At 73.9% G+C, this 23,347-nt stretch carries 20 protein-coding genes and 2 pseudogenes; 15 read left to right on the top strand and 7 right to left on the bottom strand.

All coding sequences use genetic code 11. The features are described from left to right. Positions 1 to 37: 37 nt before the first annotated feature. A complete protein-coding gene (locus CP980_RS30300; RefSeq protein ID WP_132759876.1) occupies positions 38 to 751 on the top strand; it encodes an ABC transporter ATP-binding protein in 714 nt (237 codons plus the stop codon). Positions 752 to 815: 64 nt separating this feature from the next. Here the strand turns inward: CP980_RS30300 and CP980_RS30305 are convergent, their stop codons facing one another. Next, complete coding sequence (locus tag CP980_RS30305; protein WP_132759877.1) at positions 816 to 1,562, bottom strand: GntR family transcriptional regulator; 747 nt, start codon at positions 1,560 to 1,562, stop codon at positions 816 to 818. Between the two features lie 257 nt (positions 1,563 to 1,819). Here CP980_RS30305 and CP980_RS30310 point away from each other — a divergent pair, with 257 nt between their 5' ends. Genes CP980_RS30310 through CP980_RS30330 form a run of 5 tightly spaced genes read left to right on the top strand, consistent with a single transcriptional unit; the run spans position 1,820 to position 6,675 of the window. Then, entirely contained in the window at positions 1,820 to 2,983 is a 1,164-nt protein-coding gene (locus tag CP980_RS30310) for an ABC transporter substrate-binding protein (RefSeq protein WP_150529549.1), read from the top strand. Then, positions 2,983 to 3,894, top strand: coding sequence for an ABC transporter permease (locus CP980_RS30315; protein ID WP_132759879.1), 912 nt, complete (start codon positions 2,983 to 2,985; stop codon positions 3,892 to 3,894). The genes CP980_RS30310 and CP980_RS30315 overlap by 1 nt, the downstream gene beginning before the upstream one ends. Further along, the gene (locus CP980_RS30320) at positions 3,891 to 4,841 is read left to right on the top strand and encodes an ABC transporter permease (RefSeq protein WP_132760100.1); all 951 of its coding nucleotides are present in this window, start codon (positions 3,891 to 3,893) and stop codon (positions 4,839 to 4,841) included. Before CP980_RS30315 ends, CP980_RS30320 begins: the two co-directional genes overlap by 4 nt. Positions 4,842 to 4,846: 5 nt before the next feature. After that, the gene (locus CP980_RS30325) at positions 4,847 to 5,956 is read left to right on the top strand and encodes an ABC transporter ATP-binding protein (RefSeq protein ID WP_150529550.1); all 1,110 of its coding nucleotides are present in this window, start codon (positions 4,847 to 4,849) and stop codon (positions 5,954 to 5,956) included. Next, positions 5,953 to 6,675, top strand: a complete 723-nt coding sequence (locus CP980_RS30330; protein ID WP_268257413.1) for an HAD family hydrolase — start codon at positions 5,953 to 5,955, stop codon at positions 6,673 to 6,675. Before CP980_RS30325 ends, CP980_RS30330 begins: the two co-directional genes overlap by 4 nt. Here the strand turns inward: CP980_RS30330 and CP980_RS30335 are convergent. Beyond that, positions 6,633 to 7,115: a hypothetical protein gene (locus CP980_RS30335; RefSeq protein ID WP_132759882.1), complete on the bottom strand. Its 483-nt coding sequence runs from the start codon at positions 7,113 to 7,115 to the stop codon at positions 6,633 to 6,635. The two genes, CP980_RS30330 and CP980_RS30335, sit on opposite strands and share 43 nt — an antisense overlap. Before the next feature lie 139 nt (positions 7,116 to 7,254). Between CP980_RS30335 and CP980_RS30340 the strand changes: the two genes are divergently transcribed. Further along, the gene (locus CP980_RS30340) at positions 7,255 to 8,325 is read left to right on the top strand and encodes a DUF2330 domain-containing protein (RefSeq protein ID WP_132759883.1); all 1,071 of its coding nucleotides are present in this window, start codon (positions 7,255 to 7,257) and stop codon (positions 8,323 to 8,325) included. A 119-nt stretch (positions 8,326 to 8,444) separates the two neighbouring features. After that, complete coding sequence (locus CP980_RS30345; protein WP_150529551.1) at positions 8,445 to 9,185, top strand: class I SAM-dependent methyltransferase; 741 nt, start codon at positions 8,445 to 8,447, stop codon at positions 9,183 to 9,185. A 94-nt stretch (positions 9,186 to 9,279) separates the two neighbouring features. Here the strand turns inward: CP980_RS30345 and CP980_RS30350 are convergent, their stop codons facing one another. The 3 genes from CP980_RS30350 to CP980_RS30360 form a co-directional block, all read right to left on the bottom strand. Next, positions 9,280 to 10,890 carry a carboxylesterase/lipase family protein gene (locus tag CP980_RS30350; protein WP_167535899.1) on the bottom strand — a complete coding sequence of 537 codons (1,611 nt, stop codon included), beginning with the start codon at positions 10,888 to 10,890 and terminating at the stop codon, positions 9,280 to 9,282. Then, positions 10,887 to 11,819: a 5'/3'-nucleotidase SurE gene (gene surE, locus CP980_RS30355; RefSeq protein ID WP_167535900.1), complete on the bottom strand. Its 933-nt coding sequence runs from the start codon at positions 11,817 to 11,819 to the stop codon at positions 10,887 to 10,889. The genes CP980_RS30350 and surE overlap by 4 nt, the downstream gene beginning before the upstream one ends. 192 nt (positions 11,820 to 12,011) lie before the next feature. Continuing rightward, entirely contained in the window at positions 12,012 to 13,259 is a 1,248-nt protein-coding gene (locus tag CP980_RS30360) for an MFS transporter (protein WP_150529554.1), read from the bottom strand. A gap of 725 nt (positions 13,260 to 13,984) precedes the next feature. Between CP980_RS30360 and CP980_RS30365 the strand changes: the two genes are divergently transcribed. From CP980_RS30365 to CP980_RS30380, 4 genes are all read left to right on the top strand, one after another. Continuing rightward, entirely contained in the window at positions 13,985 to 14,716 is a 732-nt protein-coding gene (locus CP980_RS30365; protein WP_150529555.1) for a phosphatase PAP2 family protein, read from the top strand. Between the two features lie 126 nt (positions 14,717 to 14,842). Then, positions 14,843 to 16,423, top strand: coding sequence for a carboxylesterase/lipase family protein (locus CP980_RS30370; protein WP_150529556.1), 1,581 nt, complete (start codon positions 14,843 to 14,845; stop codon positions 16,421 to 16,423). A 109-nt stretch (positions 16,424 to 16,532) separates the two neighbouring features. Continuing rightward, positions 16,533 to 17,516: a LacI family DNA-binding transcriptional regulator gene (locus CP980_RS30375; RefSeq protein ID WP_229906995.1), complete on the top strand. Its 984-nt coding sequence runs from the start codon at positions 16,533 to 16,535 to the stop codon at positions 17,514 to 17,516. A gap of 404 nt (positions 17,517 to 17,920) precedes the next feature. Then, a complete protein-coding gene (locus tag CP980_RS30380) occupies positions 17,921 to 18,406 on the top strand; it encodes a hypothetical protein (RefSeq protein WP_150529558.1) in 486 nt (161 codons plus the stop codon). 112 nt (positions 18,407 to 18,518) lie between these two features. Here CP980_RS30380 and CP980_RS30385 read toward each other — a convergent pair whose 3' ends face one another. Continuing rightward, on the bottom strand, positions 18,519 to 19,241 hold the full coding sequence (locus CP980_RS30385; protein WP_150529559.1) for a phosphatase PAP2 family protein: 723 nt from the start codon (positions 19,239 to 19,241) through the stop codon (positions 18,519 to 18,521). Positions 19,242 to 19,320: 79 nt separating this feature from the next. Further along, positions 19,321 to 20,283, bottom strand: coding sequence for an alpha/beta hydrolase (locus CP980_RS30390; protein WP_150529560.1), 963 nt, complete (start codon positions 20,281 to 20,283; stop codon positions 19,321 to 19,323). A gap of 244 nt (positions 20,284 to 20,527) precedes the next feature. Here CP980_RS30390 and CP980_RS30395 point away from each other — a divergent pair, with 244 nt between their 5' ends. From CP980_RS30395 to CP980_RS36025, 3 genes and pseudogenes are all read left to right on the top strand, one after another. Continuing rightward, complete coding sequence (locus CP980_RS30395) at positions 20,528 to 21,055, top strand: ATP-binding protein (protein WP_150529561.1); 528 nt, start codon at positions 20,528 to 20,530, stop codon at positions 21,053 to 21,055. 162 nt (positions 21,056 to 21,217) lie between these two features. Next, positions 21,218 to 22,861: pseudogene (locus CP980_RS30400) on the top strand (benzoate-CoA ligase family protein); the annotation flags it as partial. Positions 22,862 to 22,936: 75 nt separating this feature from the next. Then, positions 22,937 to 23,338, top strand: a pseudogene (locus CP980_RS36025) (acyl-CoA thioesterase); the annotation flags it as partial. Positions 23,339 to 23,347: the final 9 nt, after the last annotated feature.

Below are 23,347 nucleotides of genomic sequence, written 5' to 3' on the forward strand. Positions count from 1 at the left end.
CGGTGATCGTCGGCAGATTCCAGGGGGAGTCCACACCATGACGCAGAACCAGGTCGACACGGCGCAGACGCCCATGGTCGTGGCCCACGGTCTCCGGCGCAGTTTCGGCAGCGGCGACCGCGAGGTACACGCGCTGCGCGGGGTGTCGTTCGAGGTGGAACGCGGGCGGCTGACCGCTCTCAAGGGCCGCTCGGGCTCCGGCAAGACGAGCCTGCTGAACCTGGTCGGAGGCCTTGACACCCCGACGGGGGGCCATGTCGTCCTCGACGGTACCGACCTCGCCGGTCTGGACGAAGAGGGCCTGCTCGCGCTGCGCCGCGACCGGATCGGCTTCGTGTTCCAGTCCTTCGGGCTGATCCCCGTCCTGACCGCGCTGGAGAACGTCGGCGTCCCGATGCGGATGCGGAAGATGCCGGCCAAGCAGCGCGAGGAGCGTGCCCGCACCCTGCTGGCGCTGGTCGGCTTGGCCGAGCACGCCGGGCAGCGGCCCGGCGAACTCTCCGGCGGCCAGCAGCAGCGGGTGGCCGTGGCCCGCGCCCTGGCCAACGAGCCGGCCCTGATCATCGCCGACGAACCCACCGGCCAGCTCGACTCCGAGACCGGCCGCTCCATCATGCAGCTGCTGCGCGCGGTGGTGCGCAGCGAAGGCGTCACCGTTCTCGTCGCCACCCACGACCCGGCCCTCATCGAACTCGCGGACCGCGTGCTGGAGCTGCGCGACGGCGCGATCGTCGGCGTCGCGGACGCCTGAGCCGCCCGCGGCCGAGGACGGTCCGCCCTGCGCGCGGCGGCCGCCGTGTTCGCGCACCGGGCCGTCAGCCCTCGCCCGTCCGCCGCTCCAGGGGAGTGGCTACCGCCGAGTTGCTCACACTGAAGGTGACGCTGCCCGCACGGTAGCGGTCGTCGGTCCACTCGATCGGGCGGCCCGTGGCGGTGGCGGACACGTGCCGCTGGCGCAGCAGCGGGCTGCCGCGCCGGACCCCCAGCAGCCGGGCGTCCTCGCTGCCGGCGGAGAGCGCGTCGATGAGGTGCTCGCCGTAATGGGCCACGATCCCGGAGTCGTTCGCGAGACGGTCCATCACCGAGCGGACGTCCTGCGGCATCGCCTCGACCGCGGCGGCGACCCAGTCGGCGAACGCGGTCCGCTCCACCATCGTGGGCTCCCCGTCGAGGAGCCGCAGCCGCAGCACGGACAGGATCTCGGTGCCCGGCGCGAGGGCGAGCCGCTCCGCCTCCTCGGCGGTGGCCGGCCGTCGGACCCGGGTGAGGAAGCGGCTGGTGACCTCCTGGCCGAGCCCCTCGGCCCACTGGGCGAAGCTGTTGAGTTCGCCGAAGCTGTGCCGCCGCTCGTGGCGCAGAACGATCCTCCGGGCGCCCTGCCGGGAGCCGATCAGCCCCTCCGCGGCGAGCGTGGCCACCGCCTGGCGGACGGTTCCGCGCGAGGCGGACCAGCGGGCGGCCAGATCGCTCTCCGAGGGGAGCTGGGCGCCCACCGCGTACTCGCCGGAGAGGATCGCCGTGCGCAGCGCTTCGGCGATCTCCAGATACCGGATCGTGCCCATGGCCGCCCCGCCCCCTCGCTGCCCTTGTCGTCGTCACCGGATGCCGTCGACCGTATCCCGACGAGCCCCCCGACCCGGGATTCGAAGATCATTGAAGCCTCCCTGTCACGGCTTCTTTCGGTCAATCTCGTCTCTTCCTCGACTCGTGCCCCGCGGTCCAGCCCCCGTTCACCGTCCGTACAGCGGGGCCGGGCGAACTGGAGCCAACTTGTTCAGACAAGTCGACCCCCGTCAGGAACCCGTCTCCGGGAGAGACCGTGCTCAGTTCCTCCGCCCGCCGCGGTGCAGCCGTACTGCTCAGCGCCGCTGTCCTCACCACGCTCAGCGCGTGTGGCGCCGCTCCGGACAAGGCCGCCGGTACCGCCGGCGACGGCAAGTCCAAGGTCCAGCCGGGCGCCGCCGCCTCGGCGGCCGACCTCGGCGGCATGGACGCCCTCGTCGCGGCCGCCCAGAAGGAAGGCAAGCTGAACGTCATCGCGCTGCCGCCGGACTGGGCGAACTACGGCGCGATCATCAAGGCCTTCGAGGCCAAGTACAAGATCAAGGTCAACAGCGAGAACCCCGACGCCTCCAGCGCCGACGAGATCGCCGCCGTGAAGTCCCGCAAGGGCCAGGACCGGGCCCCCGACGTCATGGACCTCGGCATCGCCTTCGCGCGCAGCGGGGCCGCCGAGAACCTGTTCGCCCCGTACAAGGTCACCGCCTGGGACAAGATCCCGGCCGGCCAGAAGGACGCCGACGCCCGCTGGTACAACGACTACGGCGGCTACGTCTCCATCGGCTGCGACGCGGCCAAGATCCCGAACTGCCCGACGACCTTCGCCGACCTGCTGAAGCCCGAGTACAAGGGCAAGGTCGCCCTCAACGGCAACCCGACCAAGTCCGGCTCCGCCTTCGGCGGCGTCTACGCGGCCGCGCTCGCCAACAAGGGCTCCTTCGCCGACATCCAGCCCGGCATCGACTTCTTCGGACAGCTGCGCAAGAGCGGCAACTTCATCCCGGTCGAGTCCACCCCGGCCACGGTGGAGAAGGGCGAGACGCCCATCTCCATCGACTGGGACTACCTGAACGCCGGCTACGCCGAGCAGTTCAAGGGCAAGGGCGTCGACTGGAAGGTCGCCGTCCCCACCGATGGCGTCTACGCCCAGTACTACTCGCAGGCCGTCAACAAGGAGGCCCCGAACCCGGCGGCCGCCCGCCTGTGGATGGAGTTCCTCTACAGCGCCGAGGGCCAGAACCTGTACCTGGGGGGCCACGCCCGCGCGGTCCTGCTCCCGGTGATGACCCAGGACGGCACCGTCGACAAGGACGCCGCCGCCAAGCTCCCGCAGATCCAGGGCACCCCGGCCTTCCCCGCCTCCGCGGAGCTGGACAAGGCCAAGGCCACCCTCGCCGAGAAGTGGGACAAGGCCCTCTCCTGATGTCCCCCTCCACCCCCACCTCCCACCCGGAGGGGACCGCCGGCGGCAGCACCACCAGCCGCCGCCGGCGGCGCGGCCCGCGCACCTGGCTGGCCGCCCTCCCCCTCCTCGCCTTCACCGGGCTCTGCTTCGGCATCCCGCTTGGCGCCATCGCCTTCGGCGCGGTCACCCGCACCGACCCCTCGACCGGCGCCACGCAGCTGACCGGCGAGCACCTCGCGCGCTCGCTCCAGGGCCCGTACCTCGGCTCGCTCATCGGCAGCGTCCAGCTCTCCGCCCTGACCGCCCTGATCGGCGGCGTGCTGGGGGTCCTGATCGCACAGGCCGTGGTCACCTCCCGGTCGCAGGCGCTGCGCAGCGCCGCCCTGACCGCGTCCGGCGTGCTCGCCAACTTCGGCGGGGTACCGCTCGCGTTCGCGTTCATCGCCACCGTGGGCATCTCCGGAGTCGTCACCCAGCTCGCCGATCTCACCGGATTCGGCTGGAACCTGTACTCCTTCACCGGCCTGACCGTGGTCTACCTGTACTTCCTCATCCCGCTCATGGTGCTCGTGATCGCCCCGGCGCTGGACGGACTGCGCCCTCAGTGGCGCGAGGCCGCCCAGAACAACGGGGCCACCGGACGGCAGTTCTGGCGCCACGTCGGACTGCCGGTCCTGGCTCCCTCGCTGCTCGGCGGGTTCGTGCTGCTCTTCGGCACCGCCTTCGCCGCGCACGCCACCGCCGCGGCCCTGGTCGGCGGCTCCGTACCGCTGGTCACGCTCAAGATCGCCGACGCGCTGTCCGGCAACGTGCTGACCGGCCAGGAGAACGTGGCGCTCGCCCTCGGGCTCGACATGATCCTGATCGCCGGCCTCGTCATGGCGGTCTACCTGCCCCTCCAGCGACGGAGCGCCCGATGGCTGCGATGACCCCGACGCCCGCACCGACCGCCCCGGACACCGAGGGCGCCACCCCGCACACCGGGGCGGCGCCGGCCGGATCCACGGCGAAGACCCGTGCCCCGCGCCGTCGCCCCCGCCCGCGCGTCTGGCGCGGAGCCGTCCTCCTGCTGGCGGGCGCGTACTTCCTCGTACCGCTCATCGCCTCCTTCGTCTTCACCGTGCACGTCCCCGGCCAGGGCGTCAGCTTCGAGGCGTACACCCAGCTCCTCGCCGCCGACGGGTTCACCGAGAGCATGCTGCTCTCCCTCGGGCTGGCCGCCGCCACGATCGCGGTGTCGCTCCTGCTCGCCGTGCCCGCGCTGGTGGCCGTGCGCCTCGGCTCGCCGCGGCTGCGCCCGGTCGTCGAGGTGATGTGCATGCTGCCGCTGGTGGTCCCGCCGATCGCGCTGGTCACGGGCATCACCACCGTGTTGCGCTGGGGCCCCGAGCACCTGTCGCGGACCCCGCTGTACCAGACCTTCCTGGCCGTACAAGACGAGCGGTTCCCCGTCGTGCTCGTCCTCGCCTACACGGTGCTGGCGCTGCCCTTCGTCTACCGCTCGCTCGACGCGGGCATGCGCGCCATCGACGTGCCGACGCTGGTCGAGGCCGCCCGCAGCTGCGGCGCCGGCTGGCCGTACGTGGTCCTGCGCGTGCTGCTGCCCAATCTGCGGGCCTCGCTCGCCGGGGCCGCGTTCCTCACGCTGGCCCTGGTCCTCGGCGAGTTCACCATCGCCTCGCTGCTGGGCTTCAGGCCCTTCGCCGTGTGGATCGTCACCATCTCCGGGGCCCACGCCCGGATGTCGGTCGCCGTCTCCGTCCTCAGCCTCCTCATCACCTGGCTGCTGCTGCTCGTCCTCTCGCGGGCCGGGACCAACCCCGCCACGGTGTCCTCCGCCCCCAGTTCGTCCCCCACCTCCCGCAAGGAGTCCTGACCCCCATGTCCACCACCCTTCCCGCGGCCCGGCAGTCCGAGGGCTCCGATGACCGCACGGCCTCCGCGCCGGGCGCGCGCGTCGAATTCCGCGGACTGCGGCGGGCGTTCGGCTCCACCGTCGCCCTCGACGGGCTCGACCTGACCATCGAGCCGGGCGAACTCGTCGCCCTGCTCGGCCCGTCGGGCTGCGGAAAGACCACCGCCCTGCGCGTGGTCGCGGGCTTCGAGCAGCCCGACTCCGGTGAAGTCCTGGTCGACGGCGAGGACATCACCCGCGTGCCGGCCAACCGGCGTGACGCCGGAATGGTCTTCCAGTCGTACAGCCTCTTCCCGAACCTCAGCGCCCGCGACAACGTGGCCTTCGGCCTGCGCGTCCGCAAGGTCGGGGCCGCCCAGCGCCGCGAGCGCGCCGCCGAACTCCTCGACCTGGTCGGCCTGCCCGACCACGGCGACCGCTACCCGCACCAGATGTCCGGCGGTCAGCAGCAGCGCGTGGCCCTCGCCCGCGCCCTGGCCCTGCGCCCCCGCGTCCTGCTGCTCGACGAGCCGCTCTCCGCGCTCGACGCCAAGGTACGGGCCAACCTGCGCGACGAGATCCGCCGGCTCCAGCTCTCCCTCGGCATCACCACCGTGTTCGTCACGCACGACCAGGAGGAGGCGCTGTCGATGGCCGACCGGGTCGCCGTCCTGAACGCAGGCCGCCTGGAGCAGTGCGCGGCCCCCGCCGAGCTGTACGAGCGCCCCGCGACGCCGTTCGTCGCCGAGTTCGTCGGCACCATGAACCGGCTGCCCGGACGGATCACCGACTCCGGCCTGGTGGAGGTGGCCGGCGCGCGGCTGCCCGTCGACGGGCCCGTCCCGACGGCCACGCGGGAGGTGGAGGTACTGGTCCGGCCCGAGAACGTCACCGCCGCCGCCGACCCCGAGGGCACGGCGACCGTGGTCTCCGCGTCCTTCTTCGGCGCCGTGACCCGGCTCCACATCGACCTGCCCGGCGGCACCTCCGTCAAGGCGGACCTGCCCTCGCGGGACGCGGGGGAGCTGGCGCCGGGCGCGCGGGCCCGCGTGGGCCTGGCCGAGCGGCCGATGCTCGTCGTGGCCCGGTCCGCGTGAACGGCCTCGCCGCCGTCCTGTTCGACATGGACGGCACCCTCGTCGACACCGAGGTCCTGTGGTGGCGGTCCACGGAACGGATCGCGCGGGGCCTCGGCCACGAACTCACCGACGCGGACGCCCCGGAGGTCGTGGGGCGCGCGGTCGAGGACACCGCCGCCCACCTCGTACGGGTCTCGGGAGGGGGAGACCCGTCCGAGGTGGCGCGCGGGCTGACCGCGGACTTCTTCCGCGCCGTGGAGGCGGGGGCGCCGATGCGGCCCGGCGCCCAGCGGCTGCTGACCGCCCTCGAAGCGCAGGGCGTGCCCTTCGCCCTGGTCAGTGCCTCGCCGCGGCTGGTCGTCGACTCGGTCGTCGGCGGTTCACTGGCCCACGTCCCGTTCGCGTTCACGCTGTCCGCCGACGACACGGACCGGACCAAGCCGCACCCGGACCCCTACCGGAGCGCCGCCGAGCGGTTCGGCGCCGACGTACGGGACTGCGTGGCGGTGGAGGACTCGCCCGACGGCGCGGCCTCCGCGGAGGCCGCAGGGTGCCGGGTCCTGGTGGTCCCGTCGCTGCTGGAGGTGCCGCCCTCGCCGGTACGCACCTTCGCCCGGTCGCTGGAGGAGGTCACCCCGGAGCTGCTGCGCGCCTGCCTCCGCGGTGGCGTCCCGCGGCAGGACCGCCCGGGGTCTCAGGCGGCCAGGCCGAGCAGCTCCACGACGCCGTCCACGTAGGCGGCCGTCGGCGTGCCCGGCGCGGCGGCCGCCGCGTGGCGCAGCGAAGGCAGTCCCGCGCGGACGAACGCCGCGCACTGCCCGTACAGCCCGGCCTCGTGCGAGGACCCGTCGTCCTCGGTGCCGAGCAGGGACAGCAGGGTCCACAGCAGAGCCTCGCGGGTGGCCAGCCGCGGCGGCCCCGCCGACCAGACGGCCATGAGCACCCCGCACACCGCCGGAGCGGGCGGGTGCAGGCGGCCGGAGAGGAAGGCGTGGCCCTCCAGGGCGCGGAACGCGGCGGGATGACCCTCGGCCGCCGCCCACAGGGTGTCCACGAGGTGCCCCGCGCCGCGGCCGCAGCCGCAGGTGATCGCCTCCCAGTCGTGCCGGCCGATCTCCGCCCCCACCGCGTCGGGCACCAGGGGGCTGGTGCGCGGCGTGTTCTCCGTCCCTCTCATGCGAGCAGTATGGGGATCGGGAACCGGCCTGACCAGGGGGTTCCGCGAGTCGGAACGGGCCTGTGACCAGGGCCCGGTTCCGGCCGCGGATCTTGGCCGGAACCGGATCACGGGGGTCCTCGTCTGAGACCCCGTGTGGATGAAACGAAGAATCGCCGCCCTCCTGCTGGCCCTGCTCGCGACCCAGCTGGGATCCCTGATCAGCCCGGCGTACGCGTGCGGCTGCGGGGCGATGATCCCCGAGGGCTACGCCCGGATCGGCGTCGAACGCGAGACCTCCGTCGTGCGCTTCGACGGGCGGACCGAACAGATCGTGATGCGGTTCGTCGTCCGCGGTGACGCCCAGCGGGCGGCGTGGATCATGCCGGTGCCGGGGCGGGCGACGGTGGAGCTGGGCGACGCGGAGATGTTCCGCCAGCTGACCTGGCTGACCCGGCCCGAGTACAAGACGCGCGGCTATTTCTGGCCGCGCGACCGGGACTGGCCGTTCTCCGCCACCACGGGCGACTCGGTGGGAGCCGCACTCCCCGGCGCGGCGGATTCCGCGGTCGGCGTCGTCGGCCGCGAGCAGCTCGGCGACTTCGACGTCGCCCGCCTGACCGCGACCGACCCGGACGCGCTGCGCACCTGGCTGGAGACCAACGGCTTCAAGCTGCCCGACGGCCTGTCCGCCGAACTGAAGCCGTACGTGGACCAGAAGTGGGAGTACGTCGCCGTACGCCTCGCCCCCCGCGAGCCCGGCAAGCCCCTGAGGGGCGCCCTCGACCCGCTGAGGATCCGCTTCGACAGCGACCGGCCGGTCTACCCGATGCGGCTCTCCCGGCTGGCCAAGACCCCGCAGTCGCTCGGCCTCTACATCCTCGCCGACCACCGGATGGAGCCCGCCTCCCCGATCGGCGGCGCCGAGCCGAAGGTCACCTTCGCGGGCGAGGTCACCCCGGAGGGCGGCCTCGCCGCGCTCACCGGCGGCAAGCCGGCGTTCCTGACCGCGATCGACCAGGAGTTCCCGGAGCCGGCCCGCATCGACGGCGACCACGAACTGCGCGCCACGGCCGCCGACACCCCGTACCGCAAGGTGATCTACCACGGGGAGCTGCTCACCGTCGGGGGGATCCCGGCCTGGCTGCTGACCGTCGCAGCCCTCCTCGTCGCCCTCGCGGCGGCCCTGTTCACCCTCCGCCGCCGCAGGTCCCGCACCGGGAGCGCCTGAGGCCCGCCCGTACGGGAAGCCGGGAGGCGGTCCGGATCTTTGTGCGTTCTGCCCGTACGACGGCCCGTCAGGATTCGGTGAGACTGCCGACCAGGACGAACCACGGGGAGGACGGCACGATGAGCGGACAGCAGTACGACGGGATCGGCGAGGCGTTCGAGGGGTTCAAGTCCCTGCCGATGATCCGGTACGGGGAGGTACCCAGCTTCCTGGGCCTGGTCGGGGAGGTCAGCGGCAGGTCGGTCCTCGACCTGGCGTGCGGAACCGGTTTCTACAGCCGGGAGTTCAAGCGGCGCGGCGCCGCCGACGTCCTCGGCGTCGACATCTCCGGCGAGATGATCGCCGCCGCGCGCGAGATCGAACGGCGCGAACCGCTGGGCGTGCGCTACGAGGTCGGTGACGTAGCCGAACTCCCGCTCCTCGAAGCACGCTTCGACATCGCGCTGGGGGTGCAGTGCCTCAACTACGCCGAGGACCTCGCCACGATGGAGCGGATGTGCCGCAACATCCACCGCAACCTCGTCCCGGGCGGGGAGTTCTTCGTCCTCGCGCAGAACCCCGACTACCGGTTCGACTGCCCGTCCCTGGAGACGTACGGGTTCCGCTGCGAGCCGGCCGGCGAGATCGAGACGGGCCGGCGGGTGCGGGTCACCGCCCTCCTCGACCCGCAGCCCCTCACCATCGTCTCCTCGGCCCCGCACCGCGAGGCCTACGAGACGTCCCTCGGGGCGGCCGGGTTCGGCGAGATCACCTGGGTCCCGCTGGAGGTCTCCGACGCGGGCCTCCGCGAGTTCGGCAAGGAGTACTGGGCGGACCTGCTCGCGTACCCGCCGCTCGCGATGCTCCGCTGCCGCGCCTGATCCGGCGCCTGACCCCGCGCCTGCCCGCGCCACGGGGCGACGGGCCCGCGGCCCGGGACCGTACGGATCCCGGGCCGCGGCCGTCCCCGGCCGGTCAGAGCGGCCGGGGCGGCTGGGACCGCCAGAACGCGCACTGGTGGTCCGAACCGAACGAAGTGCCCGTCCGGGTGGCCGAGGGGTTCAGCGTGAGGACCGTCGCCCCGGAACCGGCCGCCGGCCACGCCGTCTGCCCCGGTACCACGGGGGTCCCGTAGCGCGCGAAGGCACCCCAGTACCGCTTCATCCGTGTCGCGAGAGCCACCTGAGCGGACGTCAGCGGGCGCTCGGCCATGGTGAAGTCGTGCAGGTACGCCAACTCCGCACTGTGCGCGTTCGACTCGTCGAGGCCGGGCACCTGCGCCCCGCGCAGCGTCGGCGAGTCCGGGTCGTCGAACTCGTAGACGTACGTGGGAACCTGGGCGGCCAGCAGCTGCGCCGTCCACGCCGTCTGGCAGGCGAACGTCGAGTCCGTCGTCAACGCCGACAGCGCGAGGTACGGCGACCCGTACGCCGACACCGGATAGCGGGCCAGCACCTCGGGCCCGGCGGCCCCGTACCCCGCCAGGACCTGCGCCGTGTACTGCTCCTGCGTCAGGTACGGCTGGGTCAGCGCGACGAACAGGCGTGCCTCGGACCGGGTGCTCCCGATCATCACCGGCACCTTGTTCCAGTGCCCGCTCCCGATGGCCGTCGCAGGATCGACCGGCAGCAGCCCGTCACCCGACGCCGGGCCCGAGGTGGGCACCGTACGGGCCGCCTCGACCAGCGCCGTACCCGAGGCGGACCGCAGGCACGCGGCCAGCGCGGCCGCGTCCGTACAGCCCGCGCCCGCGGCGAAGGTCCGCGCCTCGGACTCGGCCCGCGCGCCGTCCGGCGTACGGAGCAGGGTGCAGGGCCCGCTCTGCAGTACGGCCCGGTGGAACAGGCCGGCCGCGGACGGCGCGGCGAGCAGCGCGCACACCGAACCGCTGCCCGCCGACTGACCCGAGACCGTGACGTTCCCCGGGTTCCCGCCGAACGCGGCGATGTTCTGCCGGGTCCAGCGCAGCGCCGCCATCTGGTCCATCAGCCCGAAGGAGCCGGAGCGCTGCGGGTTCTGCCCGGTTATCTCCGGCAGCCCCAGGTAACCGAGCTGGCCCAGGCGGTAGTTGATGCTGACGACGACACTGCCGGTGAGTTCCGCCATGGTGCCGCCGCCGAACTGCGTGCCCGTGCCCTGGCTGTACGCACCCCCGTGCAGCCACACGATCACCGGCAGCCGGGCTCCGGCGCGGGCGGCGGCGGGCCGGTACACGTCGAGGTACAGGCAGTCCTCGCTGACGGCCGCCGGATCGCTCAGCCCGAACGGCGAGAACTGCAGACAGGCCGGGGCCTGGCGGACGGCCTCGCGGACGCCGGTCCAGGGGCGCGGCTCCTGCGGCGGGCGCAGCCGGGCGTCGCCGACCGGGGGAGCGGCGTAGGGGACGCCGAGGAACTCCTGGGCCCCGGACCCCTCGACGGCCCGGCCCCGCACCACGCCCTGCGCGACGGCGGCCTGGGGACGGGGGGATCCGCCGGGCGGGGCCTTCGCCGCGGCCGCGGCGGGGAGCGCGGAGGTGAGCAGGGCCGCGACCGCGCACGCGGCGGCGAGCAGCGACCGCACCCCGCCCGTACGCGCCCGGGTCACGGGCGGACTCCGGCGACCAGGGCCGCCGTGACGGCGAAGTCGGCCGGTCCGGTGTTCCAGTCGGCGTTCATCGGGCTGACGGCGATCTTGTTCGCGCCCACCGCCTCCACGTCACCCCCCTTGGCGGGGGGCTGCGGGCGGAACCGTACGTCCACCTTCCAGGTGCCGTCCCCGGAGTCGGTGAAGTCCGGCTGGAGCGGGGCCTGCGGGTCCTGGAAGGTCGCGGCCACCCCGGCGGCGGTGCCCTTGCCGTCCGCGCCGACGACCGGGTGGTTGACGTTCAGGCCGACGCCCTTGGGCAGCAGCGGTCCGGACTTCGCCCGGGTGCGCAGGCGGTCGATCAGCTTGACCGCGAAGTCCATGGTGGGGCCCATCGCGTTGACGGTGGCGGCGGGGTCGGGGACGGCCATGCCGCCGGTGCTCAGCGCGATGGCCGGGACGCCGCTCTCCAGGGCGGCGACGGCGCCGCCGACCGTACCGGAGTGGGTGGCGAGGCCGGCGACGTTCGGGCCGAAGTTGGTGCCGGAGACCACCAGGTCGGGGGCGCGGCCCTCGAAGACCTCGGACAGGCCGAAGAGCACGCAGTCCCCGGGGGTGCCGTCGACGGCCCACACCTTCGGCTCGGGGTGCTTCACCGCGAGGGTGGGGGCGCTCATCATCTTCGTGCCGGTGCCGCTCTGGTTGGTGAGCGGGGCGACGATCGTGACGTCGTACCCGGCGGCGGTCAGGCGCTCGAACGCCTTGCGGATGCCGGGTGCGTTGTAGCCGTCGTCGTTCGTCAGCAGGATGCGCAGCGGCGCTGCGGGAGGTGCCGTCGTCCGCGCGGGGGCGGTCGCGGTGAGCGGGGAGGCGACCGCGGGGGCCGTACCCGCGAGGGCGGCCGTGCACAGGATGAGCACGGTCGGCGGCAGGACTCGCTTGCGTCTCACAGAGGGCTCCTTGGAAAGGGAGGGGAGGAGGCGGAAGTGCGCTGGGGGTGGGGGTGCCGGGGGTGTGGGGTGGGGACCGGCGGGCGCACGACCCTCGGCATGCGCCCGCCGGAACTCGTGGGCCGGAGCGGCGCCGGATGCGGTGGGCGGCGGCACTTCGGGCGGGGGACCGGGCGGGGGACCGGCGTGTGGTCAGCGCACGCTGCGGATGGGGAGGATGGCGAGCGCGCCGATCAGGGAGAGGGCTCCGCCGACGAGGAAGAGCGGGGTGTACCCGCCGAGGGCGGTCACGACGGCCGAGGCCACGAAGGGCGCGATGATCTGCGGTCCGGCGTTCGCGATGTTGAGGACGCCCATGTCGCGGGCGGCGTCCTCGGCCCGCGGCAGGACCAGCGTGACCAGCGCGGTGTCGACGGCCATGAAGCAGCCGAACGCGAGCCCGTTGAGCGCGCTGAAGACGAGCATGCCGGTCCAGGTGGGGCTGATCACGGGGACCACCATGACGAGCCCGGCGAGCGCGGCCGAGACTCCGACGAACACCTTGCGCCGGTCCCACCGGTCGGAGAGCATCCCGCCGACCACGGTGGAGAGGGCCATCGCGATCATCGACACGGGGGTCAGCACCGCCATCGCGGCGGGCGGGGTCAGCCCGTCGGGCAGGCTGATGTGGTCGTCCAGGATGTACAGCTGGTACCCGACGACGGAGAAGTAGCCGAGGACCATCAGGGCCCGTCCGATGAACGCCCACCGGAAGTCGTGGTTGGCCAATGCCGAGAGGAAGGCTGCGAGTTGGGCCCTCTTCGAGACGGGGGCCGGGGCCGGTCCGGTGCGCGGGACGTCCCGGCACAGGGTGGTGAGCAGCAGCGCCGAGCCGGCGACGATCGCACCGAACACCAAGTACCCGGTGGTGAGGTGCTCCGCGGTCGAGGAGGCGATCAGCACCCCGACCGTGCCGCCGATCGGCAGGCCCAGTCCGACCAGCGCGGACGCGGTGCCGCGCCGGGCGACGGGGACCCGGTCGGGGACGATCGCGGTGACCGCGGCCTGGTAGACGTTCATGGTCGCCTGGACGAGGCACCAGCCGATGCCGACGACCAGGGCGGTGGTCGCGTACCCGAGGAAGGCGAGTGCGGCGAGCGAGGCGAGGGCACCGCCGAGGATCCAGGGGTTGCGGCGGCCGCTGCGGTCGGAGAGGGCTCCGGCGATCGGGTTGAAGGCGGTCGCGAAGACCGCGCTGATCCCGCCGATCACACCGAGTACGGCGACCTTGTTCTCGGGGTCGATCTCCGCGATCTGGGTGGGCAGCAGGATCGATCCGACGCCCATGTAGACCGCGAGGAGAGCGGAGTTGGCGACCAGCAGCAGGGGCAGGAGCGCGCGCTGGCGGGGAGGTTCCGGATCCGCCTGGGCGGGCGGGTCGATGGTTTCGTTCTGGGCCATGACGACTCCTCGGGGGACGGAGCGAGAAGGGGGGTGCGGAGGTGCGGCGCGGGGGGAAGGGGCGCAACCTGCGGCTTCGGCGGGTGTGACGGGGCCAGGGGTCGCCCGGCAGGCGATGGAGATTCACGTGATGTTGTTACACGTGTCACCTTCGGCGCTTGGACACTGTGTAGCACCCAATCCAGGGGCTCGCTAGAGGTTGCGGGCGAGCGGTGTGCGGATCGTGATCGAGGTTCGATAGGCCTTGCGAGTACGTGTAACCACCATTGCGCGGCCACTGAGCTGGGCTGATGTGTCCGGAATCCCTCTTGCACTTGTGGCGGCGGTCACGCATCCGCAATACTCCGTGCCGCACCGCGACGACTCCCGCCGCCGCCGCTCGGCGAAGGGCCCGCGGCCGACGTGCCCGACCGGCTCCGGATCCGTCGCCCGCGACCGGTGTCCCCGACCGGCCTCGGCCCTCGCGTCCGCGACCGGTCCGGGCTCTTGCGTCCGTGGCCGGTGTCCCCCTCCGGTCCGGGCTCTTGCGTCCGTGGCCGGTGTTCCCCTCCGGTCCGGGCTCCGTCTTCCGAGGCCGGCGTTCCCGTTCGGTCCGGGCGTCCGAGGCCGGCGTTCCCGTTCGGCCCCGGCCCGTGTCCCCGCACCCGTGAAGCCCTTCCCGCCCGCGTCTGCCTGCTCCCCGCGTGCCCCCACCGCTCCGGGAGGTCACCGTTGAAAGGCCCGTCATGCCGCGTCCCCCGTACGGCCCCCCGCCCGCGCACCGCGCGTCCCGCTCCCTGATCCCCGCTCCCCGGCACCCCCTCCCGGCGGCTCCGCCCCGCCATGCGGTCGCCGTCGGCGTCGCCCTCCTCCTGGGCTCGCTGCTGATCGGCCTCACGGTCTCGGTCGGCGAACGCCCCTTCTTCCAGGGGCTGGACGACGGCTGGGCCGCGTCCGTGAGCGGCTCGCCCGGCGACGCCCTCACCGGCTTCGCCATGGTCCTCGACCGGCTCGGCGGCCCGTTCGGTACGGTCCTGCCGCTCGGCCTGATCGGCTGCCTCTGCGTCTACGGGCGCTGGCGGTCGGGGCTGTTCGCGCTCGCCGCCGCCGTCGTGGCGAACGTGTGCGTGGTGCTCCCGCTCAAGCAGCTCGTCGACCGCCCCCGCCCGCCGCACCCGTGGGTCCTGGTCAACGACGGCTCGTTCCCCTCCGGCCAGGTGTTCAACGCCGTGGCGCTGGTGATGGTGACCGCCGTGCTCGTCTTCCCCCCGCGCGCCCGACGCTGGTGGTGGCTCCTGGGTGCGCTGTACGCCCTCGCCATGATGGGCAGCCGGACCTGGCTGCACGCCCAGTGGCTCAGCGACACCGTGGCCGGGGCGCTGGCCGCGGCCGGCAGCTGCATGCTGCTGTGGAGGGCGTTCGAACCGCTGCTGAGGGTCGAGGCCGAGCGGATGGCGGCCGACAGTCTGTGGCGCTGAGCGTGCGGGACCTCGTACATATCGAGAATCATTGACGGTCGTCCAATATTCGCCATACTCTCGTGACCGGGGCCGGCGTGCGCCCACCGCACCCGCCGACCCCCGGAACGACGAAGGAAGGGCCCCATGGCACACACCGAGCACCGCACCCCGCCGCCCGTGGTCGACCTCCCCGCGGGGCGACTGCGCGGGGCCGTCGAAGACGGGCTCTGCGTCTTCCGCGCCGTCCCGTACGCCGCACCCCCGGTCGGTGACCTGCGCTGGCGGCCCGCGCGGCCGCATCCCGGCTGGAGCGGTACGCGCGAGGCGGGCGCCGACGGCCCCAGCGCCCCGCAGATGTACCGGGAAGGCGGCGACCCGGTCCTCGGCGGCCACGGATCACCCCCCTTCGACGAGGACTGCCTCACCCTCAACGTCTGGACCCCCGCGGCCGACGGCGCCGGGCGCCCGGTGCTGGTGTGGATCCACGGCGGGGGCTTCGTCTCCGGGTCGGGCTCGCTGCCCGGCTACGGCGGCGCGAGCTTCGCGCGCGACGGAGACCTGGTCTTCGTCGCCGTCAACTACCGCATCGGACCGCTCGGTTACTTCTCACCCGACGAGGACGACGAGGCGGCCAACCCCTGGCTCTCCGACCAGCTCGCCGCCCTGCACTGGGTGCGGGACAACATCGCCTCCTTCGGCGGCGACCCCGGGAACATCACCGTCGCCGGCCAGTCCGGCGGCGCCGTCTCGACCGCCGCGCTCGCCGGACACCCGCAGGCCGAGGGGCTGATCCGCCGGGTGATCCTGCAGAGCCCGCCCTTCGGGCTGGACCTGCCCGACCCCGACACCTACCGCGAGCGCACCGCCGTCTTCCGGGAGCTGGCCGGCGCCAGGACCGCGCAAGAGCTGCGCGACCTGCCCTGGCCGGCCCTGATCGGCGCGACGGGCGGGCTGTTCGCCCGTACGGCGCGCTGGGGCTACTGGCCGACGCCGTTCCTGCCCGTCGTCGACGGGGTCACCCTCGCGCGCCACCCGGTGGAGGCCCTGCTGCACGGCTCCGCGGCCGGCGTGGACGTCATGATCGGCTGGACCCGGGAGGAGGCCAACTTCGGCTTCGCCCTCGACGAGGGGTACGCGGGCGCCACCCGGGAGCAGGTGACCGACCGGATCGCGCACACCTTCGGGGCCGAGGCCGCCCCCGGGGTCTACGCCGCGTACGAGGCGGCCCGCCCCGGCGCCCGCCCGGCCGACGTCCTCATGGACCTGATCACCGACGAGCTCTTCCGTGTTCCCTCCGTCGGGCTGGCCGAGGCCCGCGCCGACTCGGAACACCCCGTCTGGGCCTTCCAGTTCGACCTCCAGGCCGCCGCGTACGACGGTCGGCTCGGCGCCGCGCACTGCCTCGAACTCCCCTTCGTCTTCGACAACTTCGAGCAGTGGTCGCCCGCACCCTTCCTCGACGGGCTCAATCCCGCCGTACGCGACGGCCTCGCCCGCACCATGCACCGGGCGTGGATCGCGTTCGTCCGCACCGGCGACCCGAACCACCCCGGCATGCCGCAGTGGCCCCCGTACGAGGCCCGGACGCGGACCACGATGCGCTTCGACGCGGCCGTCACCGCCCTCGACGACCTCGCCGGGGCCTCGCGCCGCCTGCACGAAGGCCGCCTGCGCGATGGCCGCCTGGGTGAAGGCCGCCTGCGTGATGGCCGCCGGGCCGAATGATCTGACTCGTGTAACCTGGGGAGAAAGGCGGTGACGGTCTACCCGAGGAGCACCGAGGACCATGCCCAGGGAGCCCAGGACCAGGGTGGCGAGCAGTCCCGTGCCGCCCGTGTCGATCACCAGTGCGGACGTGGCCAGGCTGGCCGGGGTGTCACGCGCCACCGTCTCCTTCGTACTCAACGACACCCCCGGCCACCGGGTGAGCGAGAGCACCCGCACCCGGGTGCTCGACGCGGCCCGGCAGCTCGGCTACGTACCGCACGCCGCGGCCCGGTCCCTGCGCGCCGGGCGCAGCAACCTCGTCCTGATGCCCGCCTCGATCTCCGCGATCGGCCGGCTCGTCAGCGACTGGGTCGACGACCTGCACAGCGAGCTCGACCGGCACGGCTACACGGCCGTCCTGCACGCGGGCCGCTTCGCCGACCCCCTCGACGCCGCCCGCGCCTGGGCCGAGCTGCGCCCGGCCGCCGTCATCGCCCTCGACGGGGACCGCTTCACCGCCCAGGCCGCCGACCTGCTGGGCCGCGCCGGGGTGCGCGGCCTGCTCGCGTTCGCCGCCCGTCCGGTGCCAGGCGTCCACACCATCGGCTTCGACCACGCGGACATCGGCGCCGCCGCCGCCGAGCACCTCATCTCCCGGGGCCGCAAGCGCATCGGCGTGGTCCTGCCCCAGGAACGCGGCCTCGGCACCCTCGCCCTCCCGCGTCTGGCCGGGGCCGAGTCAGTCGCGGCCCGGCACATGGCGACGGTGGCCCCGGTGGAGCTCGCGTACACCAGGGAGTCCGCGACCTCCCTCGCCCGGCGCTGGCCGAGCCTGGGCCTGGACGCCGTCTTCGCGTACAACGACGAGTACGCGGCGCTGCTGCTGCACGCGCTCCGGGCCGAAGGCGTCGCGGTGCCGGACGAGGTCGCGATCGTCGGCTCCGACGACCTGGTCCTCTCCGCCCTCCAGGAGCCGCCCCTCACCACGGTCCGCCTGGACCTGCCCTCCCCGGCGCGCGTGGCCGCATCCCTCCACGAGCTGATCGAGACGGGGACGACGCCCCCGCTCCCCGCCGTGGAGGCCCTGCTCATCCACCGCGCCACCTCCTGAGGCCTCGGCCGGCCCGCCGGCGCCGCGCCCCGTCCCCACTGCGCGCCCACACGCGTCCCGGCGCCGGACCCGTGGCGCGCCGCCGTCCCCGACTCGTCGCACGGCGCCGGCCCGACTCGCGGCACGGCGCCGGCCCCGACTCGCGGCACGGCGCCGGCCCCGACTCGTGGCACGGCGCCGGCTCCGACCCGTGGCACGGCGCCGGACACGCCCCGGGGCACGGCGCCGGACACGCCCCGGGGCACGGCGCCGGCTCCGACCCGTGGCGCGCCGCCGGCCCCGACCCGCGGCACGCCGACGGGGACGCTTCGAGGGAGGGTGCGTAGGCCGTCCCGGCGCGGCCGGGGCCGGGGCAGGGCGTGTGGCGCCCGCCGGGCCCGGGCCCGCTGCCACCCTCGTGGTCCATGGATGTCAGTGCTTTCTACGCCCTCTTCTCCGCCACCTGCTTCACCTTGGTCGGCCTGTGGTGGAACGTCGTCCAGAGCCATGCGGCCTGGATGAGCGACCCCGCGCTGCGGCGCGTCGTCGGCGGGATCTACCTCTCCTTCCTGCTGCCCGCCCTGATGGGTCTCTTCGCCCAGATCGGCGGTACCGAGCAGCCGCAGATCTGGCGGGCGGCGTTCGTCGCGCTCTCCTTGGTCGGCTGCGCGTGCACCCTGCGGCTGCTGGCCCGCTCCCGGGGAGACCGCTTCGTCACCCGGCAGCAGGCCGGCGCCGCACTGTTCTACGTCCTGATCGCCGTCGTCGGTGCCCGTCCCGAACTCGCCGGCCACATCGGCCTGCGCCCCATCCAGGCCGAAGCCCTGCTGCTGATCGGACTGATCGTCCTGGGACACGCCCTGGTCTGGCGGTTCATGGCCGGAGAGGGCCGCGCCGAGAGCGCGGAGTAGAGGGTGTCTTGTCGGCCGGGCCGGGCCGGGCCGGGCTCGCGGCGCCCGGCACCGCGCCTCGCCGCGTCACCGGACCCCGCTCCCTCATCCGGCCCGATCGACAACACACCCCCTAGGACCGACGGGCCGGGCGGTCCGAGTGGGCCGGGCGGTCGCGTTCGCGGGCGAGCGCGGGGGAGAAGGCCCACCAGGCCAGGAGCGCGGCGCCGGCACCGGCCGCCGCGCCCGCCACGGTGTCGCTGAGCCAATGGGCGTGCAGCCAGGTACGGCTCCACATCATGGCCAGCGTGAACACCGCGCCCCCGATCCACCAGGCCCGCCTCCGCGCGGCCGGGACCAGCAGTACCCCGACCAGGACGACGAGCAGGGCCGCCCCCGCCGCGTGGCCCGACGGGAACGAGCCGTGGTCGACCCGGACCATCGGGTCCGCCGGGCGCGGGCGGTCCACCAGGTGCTTGAGCCCCTGCACCACGGCCGTACTGCCCACCAGGTAGACCCCGAACAGGAAGGCCGCCGAGGCCCAGCGTCTTCGGACGAGCAGGAAGACCAGCAGCGCGAGCGGTACGACGACGCCCAGCGGGCCGCCGAACCAGTTCAGCGGGGCCGCTACGGCTGCGGGGAACCCCTCGTGCGGCCCTCCCATCCAGGCCAGCCACCGCTCGTCCGCTCCCTGGAAGGGCGGGTCCACGACGTCCGCGCGGACGGTCAGGGCCAGGGCCGCGGCCGCGCCGAGCAGCAGCACGGCCAGGAGCAGGACACCGGGACCGCGGCGTCGCTCCGCCGCCTCCTGTGGGGCCGCGGCGGAGGCGGCCGGGGCAAGCGTGTGCCGGGACATGAATGCCTTTCGAACGTACGCGTGGGGGCGCGGCCGGGCCGCGCCCCCACGGTGGGACATCGGTGGAATCGGGTGGGGATCAGGCCCCCGCGCCCAGGTGGCGGGCCAGGAAGGCCACGCTCTCCGCGACGATGGCGGGGACGTCGGGGGAGCCGAGGAAGATGTGGTCGGCGTCCGCCACCGGCTTGAGCGTCACCTCGCCGCCCGCGTCCTTCAGCGCCTCGGCCAGGATCTCGCTCTGGCTGTACGGGACGAGACCGTCCGCGGTGCCGTGGACCAGCAGGAACGGCGGCGGGTTCGCGCCGGGGACCGCGTACGTGACCGGGCTGGCCACCCGGGCCGGCTCCGCCTGCTCGGCCGCGGGAACGCCCAGCAGGGCGTCGTACGGGTTGGGGAACTCGGCGCCGGTCGGCATCGGCAGCGGGTGCGCGGCCAGGGCGGGCAGGTCGTGGACCCCGTACCAGTCGACGACGGCCAGGACGCCGGTGTCGCCCGAGCCGACGCCGTGGGACCCCTCCAGCGCCGCGAGCGTGTCGGCGTCCGTACTGCCCGGCCGGACGAGGCCGGCCAGCGCGGCCAGGTGGCCGCCCGCCGACTCCCCCCAGACGCCGATCCGGGCCGGGTCGATGCCGAGGGTGGGCGCGAACCGCCGCACGTAGCGGATCGCGGCCTTGACGTCGTGCAGCTGGGCCGGGAAGGGCGCTTCCAGGCTGTGCCGGTAGTCGATGGAGACGAGCGCGAGCCCGGCGCCGAGGACGGCACCGTGCAGCAGCGCGGCGGGCACGGTCGGCGGCGGGTAGCGGCGGTCGCCGTCCAGCCAGCCGCCGCCGTGGATCCAGACGACCGCCGGGAACGGGCCCTCGCCCGCCGGGAGCTGTACGTCGAGCAGGCGCGGGCGGTAGCCGGGGGTGGTGGCGTACGTGACCCCGTCGAAGCGGCGTGTGCCGTCCGCGCCGGTCACGGGCGGGACGGGCTGCTGGTACGGCGGGGGCGGCCAGGTCATGTCGGCGGTGTCGAACTCGGCCGGGGGAGATTGCGTCATTGAGCTCTTCCCAATTCGGTGTGCGGCCTCGGCGGCCGGCGGGTCCGGTGCGGGCGGCCCGGGCTTCGTAACGTTTTGTCCGAAATGCTTGCGCGGGCACCGGGAGAGGCTTAGCGTGTTACACGTGTAATCACGACTCTAGCGACGCGTTTCCGCTGACCACAAGCCCACGGGGCAGCTGAGTTCCCAGGCAGTTACACGAGATACTCGCAGCGGCGTCGCCTTCCCCCTCCGGGAGCACGTCATGCTCACCACCGCCACCTTCCCCGCCGAAGCGGCCGCCGCGGGCGCCCCCGCCCCGAGCCGCCCGGCCGTCGGTGCCCCCTCGGGTCCCCTGGACCTCGGCGCCCCGGCTCCGCCCCGCGCCCGCACCTTCGCCCACTGGGCGGCGGAGCCCGTTCCGGCCGCCGTTCCGATCCTGCGGGCCCGCGTCCGGGCCGTCCTGGCGGGCTGGCCGGTCTCCGCCGAGGTGACGGACGTACTGCTGCTGGCCGTGAGCGAGCTCGCGGGCAACGTCGTACAGCACGCCGCCGCCGGTGGTCGGATGCGGGTCGGACTGGCCTTCGGCGGGGGGCGGCTGCGGCTGGAGGTCGCCGACCAGGGGGTCCGGCTGCCCCGGCTGCCGGATCCCGCCGAGGAGGTCGACCCGGCGGCCGAGAGCGGCCGCGGTCTGCTGATCGTCCAGCTGCTGGTGGATGAGGCCGGCGGCGAGCTCTCCGTCGTGACAGGGGAGTTCGGCGCCGCGGTGCGGGTGCTCCTGCCGGCTTCCTGACCCCTTCCGCAGGGGGCTCCGGAGTCGGTCCGGTGATGGTCCGGCGTGGGCTCGGCGGCGACCCCGGGTCCATCAAAATATCGAGCAATGTTGACGGGCGCAAAAATATCGAGATAGCTTCCGTGTGTCTCCCCCGCTGCTCCCTGATTGAGGTGCCGCCCCATGGAGCTCTCCCCTTCCGCGCATGCCGACTCCTTCTGCAGAGACCGGCTGCCGGCCTTCTCCCTCTGGCCCGAACTCCACTTCGACCTTCCCGAGTTGGACTACCCGGACCGCCTCAACTGCGCCGCACGCCTGCTCGACGACGCCGTCGAGCGGTGGGGCCCCGACCGCCCGTGCCTCCTCACCCCGACCGAGCGCTGGACGTACGGCGAGCTCCGCCGGCGCGCCAACCAGGTCGCCCAGGTGCTCACCGAGGACTTCGGCCTCGTGCCGGGCAACCGCGTCCTGCTGCGCGCCCCCAACAACCCCTGGCTCGTGGCCGCCTGGTTCGGCGTGCTCAAGGCGGGCGGGGTCGCCGTCACGACGATGCCGCTGCTGCGCGCCGCCGAACTCGCCGAGCTCTGCGAGATCAGCCGCCCCGCCGTCGCCCTCTGCGACCACCGCTACGTGGACGAGCTCGCCGCGGCGGTCGCCCAGGCCCCCGCCGACCTGCCCGTCCTCGCGTACGGCGGTCCCGGCGTGATGGACCTGACCGCCCGCTGCGCGGCCAAGAGCGGGGTGTTCACCACCGTTCCCACCGCCGCGGACGACGTGGCGCTGATCGCCTTCACCTCCGGTACGACCGGACGGCCCAAGGCGACCCTGCACTTCCACCGGGACGTCCTCGCGAACGCCGACACGTTCTCGCGGCACGTGCTCAAGCCCCGCGCCGACGACGTCTTCACGGGGACGCCGCCGCTCGCCTTCACCTTCGGCCTCGGCGGGCTCGTGGTCTTCCCCCTGCACGTCGGGGCCGCGACCCTGCTCATCGAGCAGGCGACGCCGGAGCAACTGGCCGACCTGGTCGCCGCGCACGGCGTGACCGTCCTGTTCACGGCCCCGACCGCCTATCGCGCGATCTTGGCCGCCGGCGCGGTGGACCGGCTGTCCGGGCTGCGCCGGTGCGTGTCCGCCGGGGAGGCGCTGCCCGCCGCGGTGTGGGAGGAGTTCCACGCCGCCACCGGGTTGCGCATCATCGACGGCATCGGGGCCACCGAGATGCTGCACGTCTTCATCTCCGCCGCCGACGAGGACATCCGGCCGGGCGCCACGGGCCGGCCCGTGCCCGGGTTCCGCGCCGCCGTGGTCGACCAGTACGGCGACCCCGTCCCCGACGGGCAGCCCGGCCTGCTGGCGGTCACCGGTCCCACCGGCTGCCGCTACCTCGCCGATCCGCGCCAGACGGAGTACGTCAGGAACGGCTGGAACGTCACCGGCGACACCTACATCCGTGATGCGGACGGCTACTTCTGGTACGTGGCCCGCAGTGACGACATGATCGTCTCCTCCGGCTACAACATCGCGGGCCCGGAGGTCGAGAAGGCCCTCGCCGCCCACCCCTACGTCGAGGAGTGCGGGGTCGTCGGCGCCCCCGACGAGCGGCGCGGCATGCTCGTCAAGGCGTACGTCGTGCTCGCCGCCGGGGTCCCGGCGGACGGGGCGACGGCCCGGGAGCTCCAGACCCACGTCAAGGGGGCCATCGCCCCGTACAAGTACCCCCGCGCCGTGGAGTTCGTCGAGCAGCTCCCGCGCACCGGCACCGGGAAGCTCCGGCGCGGCGAACTGCGGGCGTGGGCCGGCTCCTCCGCCGGGGAGGACCCCGGCTGCGCCGCGGGCTGCCCCGAGGCCCTCGTCCCGCACCTCCCCAGCGTGGTCGTCGAACGCCGCGTCGAATGGCCCGACACCGACGCCGCCGGGCACTACCACCACTCCACCGTCGTGCGCTGGGTCGAGGCGGCGGAAGCCGTACTGCTGCGCCGCCTGGGCCTCGCGCACCTCTTCGGCAGCACGCCCCGCGTCCACTTCGAGGCCGACTACCGGGCCCGCCTGTGGTTCGGCGAGGCCGTGCGGATCGAGCTGGGCGTCGCCAAGGTCGGCTCCAGCTCCCTGACGTACGTGTTCACGGTCCACGGCGAGGAGGGAGTGGAGGCCGCCTCCGGGCGGATGGTCATCGCCCACTCCGCCGCCCGCGCGACCGGGACCACTCCCTGGCCCGCCGACGTGCGCGAGGTGCTGACGAAATCGGGTCCGCAGGCGCCCGAGCTCCTCACCCTCCCCACGAGAGATGTAGAGCATTGTTGACGGTCGCTA

The sequence above is a fragment of the Streptomyces vinaceus genome, assembly GCF_008704935.1.
Lineage (GTDB): Bacteria > Actinomycetota > Actinomycetes > Streptomycetales > Streptomycetaceae > Streptomyces > Streptomyces vinaceus.

Excerpts from the sequence above, each read along its gene's own strand:
- CP980_RS30300 (WP_132759876.1), top strand. The coding sequence starts at position 38 with ATGACGCAGAACCAGGTCGACACGGCGCAGACGCCCATGGTCGTGGCC.
- CP980_RS30305 (WP_132759877.1), bottom strand. The coding sequence starts at position 1,562 with ATGGGCACGATCCGGTATCTGGAGATCGCCGAAGCGCTGCGCACGGCG.
- CP980_RS30315 (WP_132759879.1), top strand. The coding sequence starts at position 2,983 with ATGTCCCCCTCCACCCCCACCTCCCACCCGGAGGGGACCGCCGGCGGC.
- CP980_RS30320 (WP_132760100.1), top strand. The coding sequence starts at position 3,891 with ATGACCCCGACGCCCGCACCGACCGCCCCGGACACCGAGGGCGCCACC.
- CP980_RS30325 (WP_150529550.1), top strand. The coding sequence starts at position 4,847 with ATGTCCACCACCCTTCCCGCGGCCCGGCAGTCCGAGGGCTCCGATGAC.
- CP980_RS30335 (WP_132759882.1), bottom strand. The coding sequence starts at position 7,115 with ATGAGAGGGACGGAGAACACGCCGCGCACCAGCCCCCTGGTGCCCGAC.
- CP980_RS30340 (WP_132759883.1), top strand. The coding sequence starts at position 7,255 with ATGAAACGAAGAATCGCCGCCCTCCTGCTGGCCCTGCTCGCGACCCAG.
- CP980_RS30345 (WP_150529551.1), top strand. The coding sequence starts at position 8,445 with ATGAGCGGACAGCAGTACGACGGGATCGGCGAGGCGTTCGAGGGGTTC.
- CP980_RS30360 (WP_150529554.1), bottom strand. The coding sequence starts at position 13,259 with ATGGCCCAGAACGAAACCATCGACCCGCCCGCCCAGGCGGATCCGGAA.
- CP980_RS30365 (WP_150529555.1), top strand. The coding sequence starts at position 13,985 with ATGCCGCGTCCCCCGTACGGCCCCCCGCCCGCGCACCGCGCGTCCCGC.
- CP980_RS30370 (WP_150529556.1), top strand. The coding sequence starts at position 14,843 with ATGGCACACACCGAGCACCGCACCCCGCCGCCCGTGGTCGACCTCCCC.
- CP980_RS30380 (WP_150529558.1), top strand. The coding sequence starts at position 17,921 with ATGGATGTCAGTGCTTTCTACGCCCTCTTCTCCGCCACCTGCTTCACC.
- CP980_RS30385 (WP_150529559.1), bottom strand. The coding sequence starts at position 19,241 with ATGTCCCGGCACACGCTTGCCCCGGCCGCCTCCGCCGCGGCCCCACAG.
- CP980_RS30390 (WP_150529560.1), bottom strand. The coding sequence starts at position 20,283 with ATGACGCAATCTCCCCCGGCCGAGTTCGACACCGCCGACATGACCTGG.
- CP980_RS30395 (WP_150529561.1), top strand. The coding sequence starts at position 20,528 with ATGCTCACCACCGCCACCTTCCCCGCCGAAGCGGCCGCCGCGGGCGCC.